The following is a 15,549-nucleotide window of genomic DNA, read 5'->3' on the forward strand; positions in this document are numbered from 1 at the left end:
TATATCTAATATCTTTTATTATGGCATTAAAAAACAAGCGAAATCTTTCGCATTTCGGGAAAGGATGTTTTGCAGCTAACCTCGCTGTAGGACTTCTCACTTTCACTCCCATCAACGTGTTTGCCACAACAAGTGCTGCCGCTGTAGCCAGTGTGCAGCAGCAGAAGCACCAGATTTCGGGTACGATTACCGACGAGTCTGGCGAACCTATTGTTGGAGCATCAGTTACATTCCTGAATGGTGGAGCTGTCGGAACCGTTACCGACATCGACGGTAAGTTCACACTGAACGCTGCTCCAGGAACCGTACTGAAGATTACGTACGTGGGATTCACACAGCAAGCCATCACCGTGAAGAGCGGTACGACTACTTACAATGTTCAGCTGCGCGAAGACCAGCAGTCGCTCAACGAAGTAGTTGTCGTGGGCTACGGCGTACAGAAGAAGGCCAACCTCACCGGTTCGGTTACTTCTATCAACTCCGAAGCATTGTCCAGCCGCCCGGTATCGAGCGTATCATCGGCCTTGGCAGGTACTATGTCGGGTGTAACAGCCATTCAGCGCACTGGTGAACCTGGTGCACAGAACAGTAGTATCACCATCCGTGGCCAAAACTCTATCAACGCTGCCAGCCCATTGGTAATCGTCGACGGTGTGCCAGGCTCCATGAACAACATCGACCCACAGGACATCGAGTCGGTATCTGTATTGAAGGATGCTGCCTCAGCTGCCATCTACGGTGTGCAAGCTGCCAACGGTGTCATCGTGATTACTACCAAGAAGGGACAGAACGGACAGAAGACTCGCGTGGATTACTCTGGCCTGGTATCGTTCACATCGCCTACCGACCACTTCAAGTTCTTAGGTGCTGCCGACTATGCCATGCTGTATAACGAGGCTACACTCAACGAGAATCCAAACGCAAAAGCTCCATTCTCAGAGGAAGACATCCAGAAATTCCGCGACGGTAGCGACCCTATCGGCCATCCAAACTCTGACTGGTACGACGCTACCTTCAAGAAGAGCGCGATAGAGACACAGCACAATGTGGCTATCTCCGGTGGCACGCAGAACACCACTTACATGGGTTCGCTGGGTTACACCTATCAGGACGGTATGACACACAGCCGTAGCTACAACCGCTACAACGGTCGTATGAACATCGACTCTAAGCTGACCGACTGGCTGTCAATAGGTCTGAACGCATCGGCCTACCGCGGTATCACCGAAGACTCATACAAGAGTGCAGCTGCACTGGTTCAGCACGTGAACCGCATACCGCCTACCTATCCTATATATAATAAGGATGGCTCGTTCAACTACAACGGTATGGAAAACCCTGTGGCTCTCTCTGGCAAGCAGACCGGTTCGATGAAGAGATACGATACACAGTTCTTCGGTACGGCATATCTGGAAGTTCGCCCCATCGCAGGCCTCAGCCTGAAGGCGCTCTACAACATTCGCCACGACAACCAGGACTATCGTAACTTCAAGAACAGCTTCATATACGGTCAGGGCAACCAGATTGCCAACTCCGGCGTACGCGAAGCAGCGCACAACTACTACAACTGGAACTGGTACACCACACAGTTGCTGGCCAACTACATGAAGACCTTTGCCAAGCATCACACCGTGAATGCCTTGCTGGGTTACGAGCAGGTAGACTACAACTATCGCTATACGAAGGCCAGCCGACAGGGTGGTGGCAGCAACGACTTGCAGGAATCGCTGAACACACTCGACTCTGACGGCCAGAAGAACGAAGACGGTGGATACGATACCGGCCGTCGTTCATACTTCGGTCGTATCCAGTACGACTTCGACGACAAGTATCTCTTCGAGGCCAACATGCGTGCCGACGGTTCTTCTATCTTCCCCAAGGCCAATCGTTGGGGTTACTTCCCTGCTGTATCGGCAGCTTGGAGACTCTCTGAAGAGCAGTTCATCAAGAACGGCGCACCTTGGATCAGCAACTTGAAGGTGCGTCTGGGCTGGGGTAAGACCGGTAACGAGGAATTGGCTGCCGACAATGTTTACCCAGCCATCCCTACTTACTCTTACGGCACAAGCGTATTGGGCAGCACTCTGACAACCACTACTCACGAGTCACGCTACGTGAACAGCGACCTGAAGTGGGCTACGGTGACCAACTACGAGCTTGGTATCGAAGCCGGATTCCTGGACAACAAGTTCGGATTTGAGCTTGACCTCTACAAGAAGAAGACCAACGACATGTTGCTGCAACTTCCGATTCAGGGCGTCATCGGTATGGAAGCTCCCTACCAGAATGCCGGTAGCGTAGAGAATACAGGTTTCGACTTGAACCTCTTCCACAACAACCGCATCAACAAAGACTTCCGTTACTCTGTCAACATGAATATCTCTTACGTTCACAACGAGATTGTAGACATGAGTGGAACAGAAGGTCCTTCAAGCAATGACAAGATTTGGTATCTCGAAGGTCATCCTATCGGAGCATTCTACGGCTACGTAGCCGACGGCTACTTCAATACAGCTGACGAGCTGGCCAAAGGTCCGAAGCGCACCAATCAGGAGAAAGTCGGCGATATCAGATACAAAGACTTCAACGACGATGGCAAGATTACAGCTGCCGACCGCAAGGTTATCGGTAAGAACTTCCCAAGCTGGACAGGCGGTCTGAACATCAACCTGTACTACAAAAACTTCGACTTGATGATGTTGTGGCAGAGTGCTTTCGACGTAGATGCCTACTTCACGGGTGAAGCTGCCTACGCATTCTTCAACAGTGGAAAGGTGCTTGAGCGTCATCTTGACCGTTGGACACCGGAGCATCACAATGCTTCCTACCCACGCCTGACTCGTAACTCGCAGACCAACTTCGCAACTTCTTCATTCTGGTTGGAAGATGCTTCTTACGTACGTTTGAAGAATATCACCCTCGGCTACACCTTGCCAAAGAGCCTGATTGGCAAGTTGGGCTTGAGCAATGCCAAGGTATTCATGTCGGGTGAGAACCTCCTCACGTTCGACAGCCTTGACGGTATCGACCCTGAAGCTCCATTCGATGGCCGTGGTGCATTCTATTCTAACGTGAAGAAGATTTCTTTTGGACTGAAAGTTTCATTCTAACATAAAACATGATACACATGAAAACGAAAAAACTATATATTGCAGGTGCGCTCCTTGTGCTCGGTTTCACTTCGTGCACAGACTTGGATAGAACACCTATTGAACAGCTTTCAGACGCCAGCTACTGGAAATCGAACGACGATGCTGTCAAAGCTGTTAACGAATTATACACATGCTCTCCCGAATGGCATCCAGATGGTCTCATCGGAGTCATCGACGAGGCCATCAACTCTGACGATGCCGTACACGGTATCAAATGGTCTGAGAGCAATGTGGCCAAGGGTGTTTACGACCCGCAGGACTTCGGATGGAGCAGTAACTACACTACTATTCGCCAGACCAACGTCATCTTGAAGTATGTACCTACTGTAGAGAGCATGTCCGACGCTCAGAAAGCACAGGCAATGGCGCAGGCTCGCTTCTTCCGTGCTTACCAGTATTTCCAGCTGATTCGTCAGTTTGGCGATGTTCCTTACACTGATTCACCCCTTACTCTGGAAGATCAGAAGGGCATCAAGCGTACTCCTAAGGCTGAAGTTTACAAGCACGTCCTTGAAGACTTCGACTATGCTGCCGCCAATCTTCCCAAGGAATGGACCGGCGCAGACGATGCACGTATCACCAAGGGTGGTGCATTGGCTATGAAGGCTCGTGCCGCTTTGAGCCAGAACGACTGGAAGACGGCTCGCGATGCGGCCAAGGCTGTGATGGATCTAGGCGTATATGAACTTTACGACAAGGGTAACACAGGCAAGTATAAAGAGCTGTTCTGGGCCTCGACCGACGATGGTTGTAAGGAAACTGTCATCAAGAAGCAGTTCCTGGGCTACAAGCAAGACTGGTATCTCATAGGTTGGGAAGCATTCCCGACAATCGGTTGGGGTGGTCTGAACCCCACCCAGAGTCTTGTCGATGCTTTCGAAGACAAGGATGGTGCTCCTATTGCCAAGTCGAAGACCTATGATCCCAGCAAACCTTTCGAGAATCGCGACCCCCGTTTGGAAACTGTTGTCATGCACGATGGCGAATCCATGTACGGTGCAACTTTGAAGGTAGCTCCTTTAAAATCTTGCTATCCCACAGGTATGGGGCAACATGGCGATGCCACAGCAACCGGTTACAACCAGCAGAAGTGGCTCGACCCGACTGTAGACCCACAGACTACAGGCTGGCATATGGATACAGACTACAAGATTCTGCGCTATGCTGAGGTGCTGCTCACCTATGCTGAGGCCCAGAACGAATTGCAACCGCTCGATCAGTCTGCCTTCGATGCAGTGAATCAGGTACGTGCCCGCGTCGGTATGCCGGCTCTCCAGAAGACCGATGCCAGCAAACCTACCTATTGTGCGACACAGGCTGACCTGCGCGAACGCATCCATAACGAGCGCCGTGTAGAGCTTGCTTTGGAAGGTGGACACCGTCAATGGGACATCCGCCGTTGGGGTATTGCCAAGAAAGTCTTGAATGCTCCGTTCTACGGATTGACCTACAAGCTCGTTGATTCCAGCACTGCTGATCCCAAGGACGGCGGTAAGATTTGCATACTTTACTCTCAGGACAAGGATGCAATACGCGTAAAAGTGAGAGACGGACACTACGACGACCACAACATCCTGTATCCTATCCCACAGAAAGAAATCGACCTGAACCCGAACCTGACCCAGAATCCGGGCTATTCTAAATAACGATTGTAACGTTTAATATCTACATAAGTGACGGCAGAGAGTCTCGCAAAGACTCCTACCGTCACTTTCTCATCAAATCCTGTTGCTTATGAAACGTCTTCATTATGCGGTGATGCTGATACTGCTCATCATCTTTTATTATGTTTACCAAGGCACATTGGCCGACGTATTGTGCTATCATGAGCAGCATCATCTATTTCTTTACACGGCCGACTACTTCAACCATGCCATCTCAAAGACTGGTTTCGTTTCCTATCTGACAGATTTTGTCATCCAATTCTTCTATTATCCGTGGCTGGGTGCACTGGTCATGGCACTCATTCTCACCGCCATCTACGCCTGTTGCGAACGTATTCTCACCCTCATCGCACCACGACTGGCACTCCTACAGCTATCGGTCACCCCTTCGATAGCACTCCTTATTTATTCCGAAACCACCTCACACAATCTCGATCTCATCATCCTGACCCTCCTTATATTGTGTGCCATTTGCCTCATCTTGCAAATCATCCAGTGGATTCGCCCCATTTTTCCCATCTATCGCGCCCCCATTCCTACCCAGAGGAAGTGGCTGTTGCTACCTATTGGCTGCTTGGTGGGATATTCTATCATAGCCTATACCGTCTTCGTACACCAATATAATCCCAAAGAGGGAATCATGCTCAAGACCGAACACTACGCCCAAAAAGGTGAATGGGAGAAAGTATTGGACTACAGCAACCGCTACTTGCAGCAAGGGAAGAGCAATCAGTTCTTCTCTTACTTCCGCAATATGGCCCTCTACCATTTAGGTATGCTCCCCCAGCACCTCCTAGACTATGCCCCTATTGGCGGAGTTAAAGAGCTGTACTTGCCCTGGAACAGCAACAGCAGGGAAAGCGAATACGGCCACTATCTGTACGAACAGCTTGGCCATCTGAACGAAGCACAGCGTTGGGAGTTCGAGGCCATGGTGGTATGGGGCGAGACTGCCCCCCATCTCCGTAACCTTGCACGCTACAATATTGCCATCGGCCGACCGCGGGTAGCACAGATGTTCATCAACAAACTGGGCCAGTCGCTGTTCTATCGCGACGAAGCCCGCCAGCTAGAAGCCTATCGTGACAATGGTATCGTGCCTGGTCTGCACAATGCTTTGAAACATGTCACCGACCATCCTGCACGCTTCTCCAACGTTCTGAATATCGGTCCGGAACTGGAAAACGTACTCCGCCACGACCCTAAAAACCGCATGGCGTTCGAATACCTGATGTGTCAACTGCTATTGAGCAACCATGTGGTGCGCTTTGCAGAGAATTTAAAGATGATGAAGGAGTTCTCCTACCCTGCCATGCCACCTCTCTTTGAAGAGGCTTTGATGGTCTACAAGACCGGAGTCGATGCACAGACTTTCGCGGCAGTAGGCTATGACGTATCCATAGAGACCCAACAGCGTTTCGAGCAATTCTATCAACTCGTCCAGCAACGCGATATGGCCCTGCTACAGAGCGAATTTGGACACACCTATTGGTTCTATTTACAATTCATCAGTCCTTATGGCAGCTCCGTGCTTCAAGACAAAAACCAAGCTACAGAGTTGAAAGGAGTCAAACAATTATAATCATGAAACATCCTATTTCCATCATATCGCTGGCCCTGCTGCTCCTCTCGGCATGCACATCCTACCATCAGCCCGACAGCATTTCGTACAAGACGCCAGCCATATATCCTGACTACACCGACATAACCATGCCTGTGAACATCGCCCCTATGAACTTCGAAATACAGCAGAAAGGCGATGCCTACCAGACAGAGATTGGCATTGTGGGACAAGAAGCAACCATCCTCGTGCAAGACGACAAGCCTGCCGTCGACATTCCGCTAGACGATTGGAAGCCATTTCTGGCACAGGCGGCCGGCAAACAGGTATACTTCAGAATCAGTGTAGAGCAAGATGGCAAGTGGACACGCTATCGCGACCTTGTCAATACGGTATCGCCCGACTCCATCGACAGCTATATGGTCTACCGACTACTCTATCCCGGCTACGAACTATGGAACGAGATGGGTATCTATCAGCGCGACCTAAGTACTTTCGAGCAGTCGCCTGTGATGGAAAACTCCAACTTCAACCACCAGTGTATCAACTGCCATTCATTCAGTCAGCACTCGTCTGACAAGATGATGGTACACATCCGTGGCAAGCAGGGAGGCACTATCATCTATCGCAACGGGCACATCGAGAAGATAGAACCCAAGCCCGAAGGATTCAAACGAGGTGCAACCTATCCTTCCTGGCATCCCGACGGACGCTACATAGCCTTCTCTTCCAACGAAGTACAGCAGTTCTTCCACTCGGCAGGAACGAAGCCCATCGAGGTTTCCGACCTTGCCGCCGACCTCATGATATACGATGTTGAGAAGCATCAGACGTTCACCGACTCCATCGTCTACAACGACACTTACTACGAGACATTCCCATTTTGGGCACCTGACGGCAAGACCCTCTACTTCTGTAGGGCCAAGGCTATGGACCGCCAGTTGCGTCTCGACAGCATTCGCTACGATCTATGCAGCGTCCGCTTCAACAAACAGACAGGACATTTGGACTCCCTGCAAGTGGTCTTTCCGGCTTCAGCTCAAGGCAAGTCGGTCTCTTTCCCCGTAGCATCACCCGACGGTCGCTACCTCATGTTCACCCTATCGGCCTATGGTAACTTCTCCATCTGGCATCCAGAAAGCGACCTTTGGCTGCTCGATATGACTACCGGCAAGGCCCGTCCACTCTCCGAAGTCAACAGCAACAACGTAGACAGCTGGCACTGCTGGTCGTCCAGTGGCCGATGGTTTACCTTCAGCAGCAAGCGGGGCGACGGTCTGTGGGCACGCCCCTACTTCTCACACTTCGACCCGAAGACCGGCCGGGCTACCAAACCGTTCATCCTGCCACAGCGCGACCCGCACTATTACGGTTCGTTCATGTACACCTACAATCGTCCAGAACTCGTCCGCACAAAGATAGATTATGGCAAAATGATGGAACAAGCTGTATCTACAGAGGCCATACAGGCCACACGTCGATAGTTTTTCGGCCCGATGTATCTGTTTTTCAATTTTTAATTGTTACTTTGCAGAGCCAATCAAGAGGGTGTCACCAAATGGCTCATACAACCTGTCACACCCTCATCTAACAGATAAGAAGATGACACTAGACGAGGTTTTTCAAAAGAATGTGAGGTTGCTGACGCAAGTTTCTGACGACGAGCAGCGCATGTTGCCTGCCAAGGAAGTGCTGCTGCCATCGGTAGATGCCGTTCGCGAAATCATCACATTGGTCAAGAAGATAGTATTCCCTGGCTTTTTCGACAAACGGCAGAGCGATGAAAACCTCCGCTCCTACCATATCGGCGTGAATATGGAGCAACTGCTGCAACTGCTACGCAAGCAGATAGCCCTCGCCCTACAGTATGACGACTGTTGCGACGACGACTGCCTGATGATGCGTTCGAAGCAACTGGCCTACCACTTCATCGACCATCTGCCCCAAATCAAGCACATGCTCTACACCGATGTCAAGGCTATCTACGCCAACGACCCAGCTGTCAACACCTATAGCGAGGTGATATTCTGCTATCCCGTCATCGAAGCCATGACCCATTATCGCGTGGCCCACGACTTGTTACGCATGGGTGTGCCAGTCATTCCCCGTATCATCGCCGAGCAAGCCCATGCCGCTACGGGCATCGACATACATCCAGGCGCACGCATCGGTGAGTATTTCTCCATCGATCATGGCACAGGTGTGGTTATCGGGGCTACCTGCGTCATCGGCAACCACGTCACATTGTACCAAGGCGTAACGCTCGGCTCGAAGAATTTCAAGCTCGATAGCAAGGGCTTCGCACAGCATGTCGACACACCGCGTCATCCTGTTCTAGAGGATAACGTAACCATTTACTCCAACTCCACGCTCTTGGGGCACATCACCATCGGCCACGATACCATCATCGGCGGTAACATTTGGGTGACCCACAGTGTCCCTCCTCACTCTAAACTATTGCAGAGCAAAGCCCTCGACGTGTCGTTTTCCGACGGACTGGGCATATAGAGAAAAGGTAAAAGATAATAAGTAAGAGGTAAGAGAGTATCAGAATACCCTCTTACTTTATGGTATCAGCACCTTCTTGCCGTTGACAATATAGATGCCGCGCTTAGTTGGTTTAGCCACCCTGCGCCCTGTTATATCATAATATACATCTGCTTTCCAGGTGTCGCCCTGTATTGCTGAAATGCCCGTACTCACTTTCTTACCTGTGAATTTGGTATGAATATCACCTAGAAGATATATCTTCAGAGCTACTGACAGCTCATCCCCTTTCACTCCATTGGCAGTTCCTTCGAGCGATAATGTAAGGTTTGCACTCAATTTCTGCCCATTCTTTGTCAAAAGAGCTTCAACATTTCTTCCCTCTACTTTACCAAATTCATACCCTTCGGCTGTCTGATTTACAGGCACATTATCCAGTACAATATCGCCAAAAGGATTTCTGCCAATATCATATCCCTTCAATGTCAGTTTCACTGTCCCGTCATTCGTTCCTTTTTCAAGGGCATAAATCACATTCTTTGATGTCCCTGTAGTGGTTATATTCATCTTTCCGCTATACTGTCCGTAGATATCAGACACATCATTTTTGGCGTTGCAAACTATTGAGATGCACACTGCCAACATCCATAATAAAATTCTTTTCATATTATTCTTGAGTTAAATACGGATGCAAATATAACGAAAAAGAAATGAATCTCACACTATTCAAACCATAAATATTACGATTTCACACTTTTATTGATATAAAACAAGATTTTCTGCAAAGCCCAAACAGCGTTACTGCCTAGCCTCCGCAGCAATGCTGTCCGGCCTTTGCAGCGATGCTGCCGAGGCCTTGCAGTTTTTTTAAGTGCATGAAAAGTTGAATTAATCATTTATGAAGAAATAAATCAGTTTGGCTTTTTCATCATCAAAAAATAAAAAGAACAACAAGACAATACGTATGAAGAAATGACGATATTACACTTTTTTCATATGAATAATGTGTAATTTTGCCACTTTTTCATACGAAACATCTATTTATATCTCTATCTATATTCCCTCAGAGACTTGCATGTCTTCCAGCAAAACTCATTTAAGAAAGGATTTTCATCCGAATACGCCACACCAGAAAAGAAAAGTTTCTCAGAAGTTTTTCGTATCTTTGCATAAGATAATCTGCACTCGGCTATATGAGAAAAGGTTCTCATAGCGCTCGTTTGCATTATCTCTGCAACTATGAAGAAGATACTGTTTATCTGTCTCGGCAACATTTGTCGGAGTCCGGCAGCCGACGGAGTGATGAAACATCTGGTAAAAGAAGCGGGACGCGAAAAAGAAATCCTGATAGACTCTGCCGGTATAGGCGATTGGCACATTGGGCAGTTGCCCGATGCACGTATGCGCCAGACCGGGGCGAACCGAGGCTATCAGTTCGACCATCATGCCCGACAATTCCAGACGACCGACTTCTCGCAATTTGACCATATCTACGTAATGGACAACGAGAACTACCGCATCATCACCCAAATGGCACGCACCGATGCCGAAAGAAACAAAGTGAAACGGCTGGCCGATTACCTTCAGGAGCATCGGTCAGAGACTATCCCCGACCCTTACTATGGGACAATGGCCGACTTCGACCATGCCCTCGACCTGATAGAAGATGCCTGTACACATCTGTTGGAAGAATTATAAGCGGTGATTTGTCTAATAATTTAAAAACCAGCGTGTTCAGGTTAAAAGAACCTAAAAGCCACTGCGGTTTCTCACACATTGCTACTGTAAGTCATATATTTGTACATTCTAAACAACTAAAACTTAGATAGATTATGAAAAAGAACGGATTTATACTCGTGATGTTTGCTGCCGGACTATTGGTAACCAGCTGTGCCAGTAAGAAGGAATTGGTAAACTGCCAAAACGAGAATCGCGAACTTACTGCCAATTATCAGAATACCAAGGAGCAACTGGCAGCTGCCAATGCACGCGTGAGCACATTGCAAGACCAGCTGGACCAGCAACGTAGGGCTAATGCCGACCTGCAATCGTCGCTCGACAAGAGTCTGACCAATGCCAACTCCAACAATATCAATATCTCCAAACTGGTAGACCAAATCAACGAGAGCAACCAGTACATCCGCCATCTGGTAGAGGTGAAGAGCAAGAGCGACTCGCTGAACATGGTGCTGACCAACAACCTGACTCGCTCGCTGAGCAGAGAAGAGTTGAAAGAGGTAGACGTACAGGTACTGAAAGGCGTGGTATATATCTCCTTGGCCGACAACATGCTCTACAAGAGCGGAAGCTATGAAATCAACGACCGGGCTGCCGAGACACTCAGCAAGATTGCCAAGATTATCATGGACTACAAGGATTACGACGTGCTGATAGAGGGTAATACCGATAACGTACCCGTGAATACAGATTCGCCACAGATGAAGAACATCCGCAACAACTGGGACTTGAGTGCCCTGCGTGCTTCTTCGGTGGTGCAATATCTGCAAGACCACTATGGCGTTCAGCCCAAGCGTCTCACCGCCGGTGGCCGTGGCGAATACAACCCCATTGCCGGTAACGACACAGAATTGGGCAAGCAACGCAACCGTCGCACCCAGATTATCATTACTCCGAAGCTCGATCAGTTTATGGACCTGATTGACAAAGCACCGGAGAAAGAGTAACATCCAACGGGCAGCAGACACGTCGAGCCATTATCGACAGCCCGCTAGCCCGAAGGTTATATATCGCCAGGCAGCAAGCCTTGCAAAATCAAGAAACAATCACCGCATCGAAAGCGGCATTTAGGGAATACAAAGGAAAGAAAATTGATTTTCCTTTGTATTCCTCTTATTTTCCACTATCTTTGCAACTGGAATAAATCACCTATATATAATATACTGATAGTATGATTCTTTTTTTCAGAACTCCTTCTAAGAGTGTAATTGCCACAGAGATAGACCACCAACCATCTCAAGGCGAAGTAGATGCACTGTGCTGGCTCTATGGCGATGCCAGCCTGGTAGAAACCCAGCATTTGGACGGTTTCTTTGTCGGACCGCGCCGCGAAATGATTACCCCTTGGAGTACGAATGCCGTTGAGATTACCCAGAATATGAGTCTTAACGGCATTTCGCGTATTGAGGAATACTTCCCTGTAGACACAGAAGAAGCCGAACACGACCCTATGCTACAGCGCATGTATAAGGGAATAGGCCAAGATGTGTTCACAGTAAACCATCAGCCGGAGCCTATCAAGCATGTAGAAGACCTCGAAGCGTTCAACGAGAGCGAAGGTCTGGCACTCTCTAAGGAAGAGATGGAATATCTGCATACCATCGAGAAGCAGAACGGACGCCCTCTTACCGATTCTGAAATATTCGGCTTTGCACAAATAAACTCTGAGCATTGCCGCCACAAGATATTCGGTGGAACATTCATTATCGACGGTAAAGAGATGGAATCATCGCTCTTTGCCATGATCAAGAAGACCACCCAGGAGAATCCGAACAAGATTCTATCGGCCTACAAAGACAATGTGGCTTTCTCGCAAGGCCCTACCATCGAGCAGTTTGCACCTGCCGACCAGTCTACAAGCGATTATTTCCGTGTGTCGGATATTGAGAGTGTCATCTCTCTGAAGGCCGAGACACACAACTTCCCCACTACGGTAGAGCCTTTCAATGGGGCTGCCACTGGTACAGGGGGCGAGATTCGCGACCGCATGGGAGGTGGTACAGGCTCATGGCCTATTGCCGGAACAGCTGTCTACATGACTGCTTACCCACGCCTGAAAGATGACAACGGACAGGCCGATGTGCAACGCGACTGGGAAGATATACTTCCCGTAAGGCAATGGTTATACCAGACTCCAGAACAAATATTGATTAAGGCAAGTAACGGTGCCAGCGATTTCGGAAACAAATTCGGTCAACCCCTGATTACAGGTTCGCTCCTAACGTTCGAACATCAAGAGAATGGAGAGAAGTATGCCTATGATAAAGTAATCATGTTGGCAGGCGGTGTGGGCTACGGAAAGAAGCGCGACTGCCTGAAGAAAGAACCGCAACCGGGCAACAAGGTGGTTGTGGTGGGTGGCGACAACTATCGCATCGGCCTCGGTGGTGGTTCGGTATCGTCCGTAGATACGGGGCGGTACAGCAACGGAATCGAGCTGAATGCCGTGCAGCGCGCAAACCCAGAGATGCAGAAGCGTGCCTATAATCTGGTGCGCGCGTTGGTAGAAGAAGATACCAATCCGGTGGTCAGCATCCACGACCACGGTTCTGCCGGCCACTTGAACTGCCTGTCTGAACTTGTGGAAGAGTGCGGTGGAGAGATAGACATGACCCGTCTTCCCATCGGCGACAAGACGCTGAGCGCAAAAGAAATCATCGCCAATGAGAGTCAGGAACGTATGGGACTGCTCATCGACGAGGCTCACTTGGAACATGTCAAGAAGATAGCTGAGCGCGAACGTGCCCCCATGTACGTCGTAGGTGAGACTACCGGCGATGCTCACTTCTCTTTCAGACAGGGCGACGGCGTAAAACCCTTCGACCTGGATGTGGCACAGATGTTCGGTCATTCGCCCAAGACCATCATGAAAGACAACACCAAGGAGCGCCATTACAGCGATGTAGAATACGATGCAACCGACAAAATCGACGATTATCTGAACCGTGTAATGCAGCTGGAAGCCGTTGCATGCAAGGACTGGCTGACCAATAAGGTAGACCGCTCGGTCACAGGTAAGATTGCACGCCAGCAAGGCCAAGGCCAGATACAGCTACCCTTATCAGACTGTGGAGTCGTGGCACTCGACTATCGTGGCCACAAAGGCATCGCAACAGCATTGGGACACGCTCCCCAAGCAGGGTTGGCCAATCCCGAAGCAGGTAGTGTGCTTGCCGTAGCAGAGTCTCTTACCAACATCATCTGGGCACCTTTGGCCGATGGCATGGACAGTCTGAGTCTGTCGGCTAACTGGATGTGGCCCTGTCGTTCGCAGGAAGGAGAAGACGCCCGACTCTATGCTGCTGTGAAAGCACTGAGCGATTTCTGCTGCGAACTACACATCAACGTCCCCACCGGCAAGGATTCCCTCTCACTGACACAGCAATATCCCAACGGCGAAAAGATTATTTCTCCGGGTACTGTCATTGTTTCCAGTGGCGGAGAGGTCAGCGATATTCGCAAAGTCGTAAGCCCGGTGCTGGTCAACGACAAGAATTCAAGTCTCTATCATATTGATTTCAGCTTCGACGAGCAACGCCTTGGCGGAAGCGCCTTTGCCCAAAGCCTCAACAAGATTGGCGACGATGTACCCACAGTGAAGAATGCTGAATACTTCACAGACTGCTTCAATGCTATCCAGGAACTCATTCGTCGCGGATGGATTATGGCAGGTCACGACATCTCAGCAGGTGGTCTGATTACTACATTGCTCGAAATGACATTCGCAAATACTACTGGTGGTATGCGCATCAACCTCTACAATCTGGGCGGCAACGACGTTGTGAAGAATCTGTTTGCCGAAAATCCGGGGGTAGTCATTCAGGTCTCCGACGAGCATAAGGCCGATTTCATGGCCTTCATGGACGATATGGGCGTGGCATTTGCCAAGATAGGATATCCCACTCCCAACGAACGTACCCTCGTAGTGAAGAAAAATGAATGGGAACACACGTTCGATATCAATGCCCTACGCGACACCTGGTACAAGACCTCTTACCTGCTCGACCGCAAGCAGAGCATGAACGGAATGGCCAAGAAACGCTACACCAACTACAAGAAGCAACCTGTCGAAGTACGATTCCCGGCCAACTTCCAAGGTACATTAGCCCAATATGGCCTCAGCGCCGACCGCCGTGAAGCGTCAGGAATCAAGGCTGCCATCATCCGCGAGAAAGGAACTAACGGCGAACGCGAGATGGCTTACTCCATGTATCTGGCCGGCTTCGATGTCAAGGACGTGATGATGACCGATCTTATCAGCGGTCGCGAGACACTCGAAGACGTCAACCTGATTGTCTTCTGCGGTGGTTTCTCCAATTCCGACGTACTTGGAAGTGCGAAAGGATGGGCCGGAGCGTTCCTCTACAATCCCAAGGCCAAAGAGGCACTCGACAAGTTCTATGCCCGCAAAGACACCTTATCGCTCGGTATCTGCAACGGTTGCCAGCTCATGGTAGAGCTCAATCTCATCAATCCCGAACACGAACACCGCTCACATCTTTGCCATAACACGTCGAAGAAGTTTGAAAGTTCGTTCCTCGGCCTGAGTATTCCACAGAACGAGAGTGTGATGTTCGGTTCGCTCAGCGGCTCCAAGCTCGGCCTATGGGTGGCCCACGGAGAAGGCCGGTTCTATTTGCCCGAACCCGAAGACCACTACAATATCATTGCCAAATACAACTATGCAGAGTATCCGGGCAACCCCAACGGCTCTGATTACAACGTGGCCGGTATCTGTAGCAACGATGGCCGACACCTGGCCATGATGCCCCATCTGGAACGGGCTATCTTCCCTTGGCAGAATGCCTGGTATCCTGAAGAGCGCAAGAACGACGAGGTAACACCGTGGATTGAGGCATTTGTCAATGCCAAGAAGTGGATAATTGCCCATTCTGCCAATCAATAATCATTAAACTGTAATTCATTTCTCTTGGAGGCTGGCCCTCCA

Annotated in this window: 9 protein-coding genes; 8 read left to right on the forward strand and 1 reads right to left on the reverse strand. The window is 49.7% G+C overall.

The window, feature by feature from the left end:
* Positions 1–20 precede the first annotated feature (20 nt).
* From ACZ42L_RS07485 to ACZ42L_RS07505, 5 genes are all read left to right on the forward strand, one after another.
* Positions 21–3,110 carry a SusC/RagA family TonB-linked outer membrane protein gene (locus tag ACZ42L_RS07485; RefSeq protein WP_464697843.1) on the forward strand — a complete coding sequence of 1,030 codons (3,090 nt, stop codon included), beginning with the start codon at positions 21–23 and terminating at the stop codon, positions 3,108–3,110.
* Between the two features lie 17 nt (positions 3,111–3,127).
* Entirely contained in the window at positions 3,128–4,798 is a 1,671-nt protein-coding gene (locus tag ACZ42L_RS07490) for a RagB/SusD family nutrient uptake outer membrane protein (RefSeq protein WP_464697845.1), read from the forward strand.
* 88 nt (positions 4,799–4,886) lie between these two features.
* Positions 4,887–6,398, forward strand: a complete 1,512-nt coding sequence (locus tag ACZ42L_RS07495) for a DUF6057 family protein (protein WP_464715715.1) — start codon at positions 4,887–4,889, stop codon at positions 6,396–6,398.
* Between the two features lie 2 nt (positions 6,399–6,400).
* Positions 6,401–7,861, forward strand: coding sequence for a TolB family protein (locus tag ACZ42L_RS07500; RefSeq protein ID WP_464715716.1), 1,461 nt, complete (start codon positions 6,401–6,403; stop codon positions 7,859–7,861).
* A gap of 118 nt (positions 7,862–7,979) precedes the next feature.
* Positions 7,980–8,885: a serine O-acetyltransferase gene (locus tag ACZ42L_RS07505; protein WP_464715717.1), complete on the forward strand. Its 906-nt coding sequence runs from the start codon at positions 7,980–7,982 to the stop codon at positions 8,883–8,885.
* Positions 8,886–8,942: 57 nt separating this feature from the next.
* On the opposite strand, the gene ACZ42L_RS07510 is transcribed toward ACZ42L_RS07505, so the two are convergent.
* Positions 8,943–9,530 carry a calycin-like domain-containing protein gene (locus ACZ42L_RS07510; protein ID WP_464715718.1) on the reverse strand — a complete coding sequence of 196 codons (588 nt, stop codon included), beginning with the start codon at positions 9,528–9,530 and terminating at the stop codon, positions 8,943–8,945.
* Positions 9,531–10,103: 573 nt separating this feature from the next.
* On the opposite strand from ACZ42L_RS07510, the gene ACZ42L_RS07515 reads away from it, so the two are divergent.
* The 3 genes from ACZ42L_RS07515 (at position 10,104) to purL (ending at position 15,507) form a co-directional block, all read left to right on the forward strand.
* Positions 10,104–10,562, forward strand: coding sequence for a low molecular weight protein-tyrosine-phosphatase (locus tag ACZ42L_RS07515; RefSeq protein WP_464715719.1), 459 nt, complete (start codon positions 10,104–10,106; stop codon positions 10,560–10,562).
* 134 nt (positions 10,563–10,696) lie between these two features.
* Complete coding sequence (locus ACZ42L_RS07520) at positions 10,697–11,548, forward strand: OmpA/MotB family protein (RefSeq protein WP_464697857.1); 852 nt, start codon at positions 10,697–10,699, stop codon at positions 11,546–11,548.
* Between the two features lie 224 nt (positions 11,549–11,772).
* The gene (purL, locus tag ACZ42L_RS07525; protein WP_464715720.1) at positions 11,773–15,507 is read left to right on the forward strand and encodes a phosphoribosylformylglycinamidine synthase; all 3,735 of its coding nucleotides are present in this window, start codon (positions 11,773–11,775) and stop codon (positions 15,505–15,507) included.
* The last annotated feature ends 42 nt before the right edge of the window (positions 15,508–15,549 follow it).

Source organism: Prevotella mikamonis, from assembly GCF_055381405.1.

Coding starts and splice junctions, on each gene's coding strand:
- ACZ42L_RS07510 (WP_464715718.1), bottom strand. CDS start 9,530: ATGAAAAGAATTTTATTATGGATGTTGGCAGTGTGCATCTCAATAGTT.
- ACZ42L_RS07485 (WP_464697843.1), top strand. CDS start 21: ATGGCATTAAAAAACAAGCGAAATCTTTCGCATTTCGGGAAAGGATGT.
- ACZ42L_RS07490 (WP_464697845.1), top strand. CDS start 3,128: ATGAAAACGAAAAAACTATATATTGCAGGTGCGCTCCTTGTGCTCGGT.
- purL (WP_464715720.1), top strand. CDS start 11,773: ATGATTCTTTTTTTCAGAACTCCTTCTAAGAGTGTAATTGCCACAGAG.
- ACZ42L_RS07495 (WP_464715715.1), top strand. CDS start 4,887: ATGAAACGTCTTCATTATGCGGTGATGCTGATACTGCTCATCATCTTT.
- ACZ42L_RS07505 (WP_464715717.1), top strand. CDS start 7,980: ATGACACTAGACGAGGTTTTTCAAAAGAATGTGAGGTTGCTGACGCAA.
- ACZ42L_RS07500 (WP_464715716.1), top strand. CDS start 6,401: ATGAAACATCCTATTTCCATCATATCGCTGGCCCTGCTGCTCCTCTCG.
- ACZ42L_RS07515 (WP_464715719.1), top strand. CDS start 10,104: ATGAAGAAGATACTGTTTATCTGTCTCGGCAACATTTGTCGGAGTCCG.
- ACZ42L_RS07520 (WP_464697857.1), top strand. CDS start 10,697: ATGAAAAAGAACGGATTTATACTCGTGATGTTTGCTGCCGGACTATTG.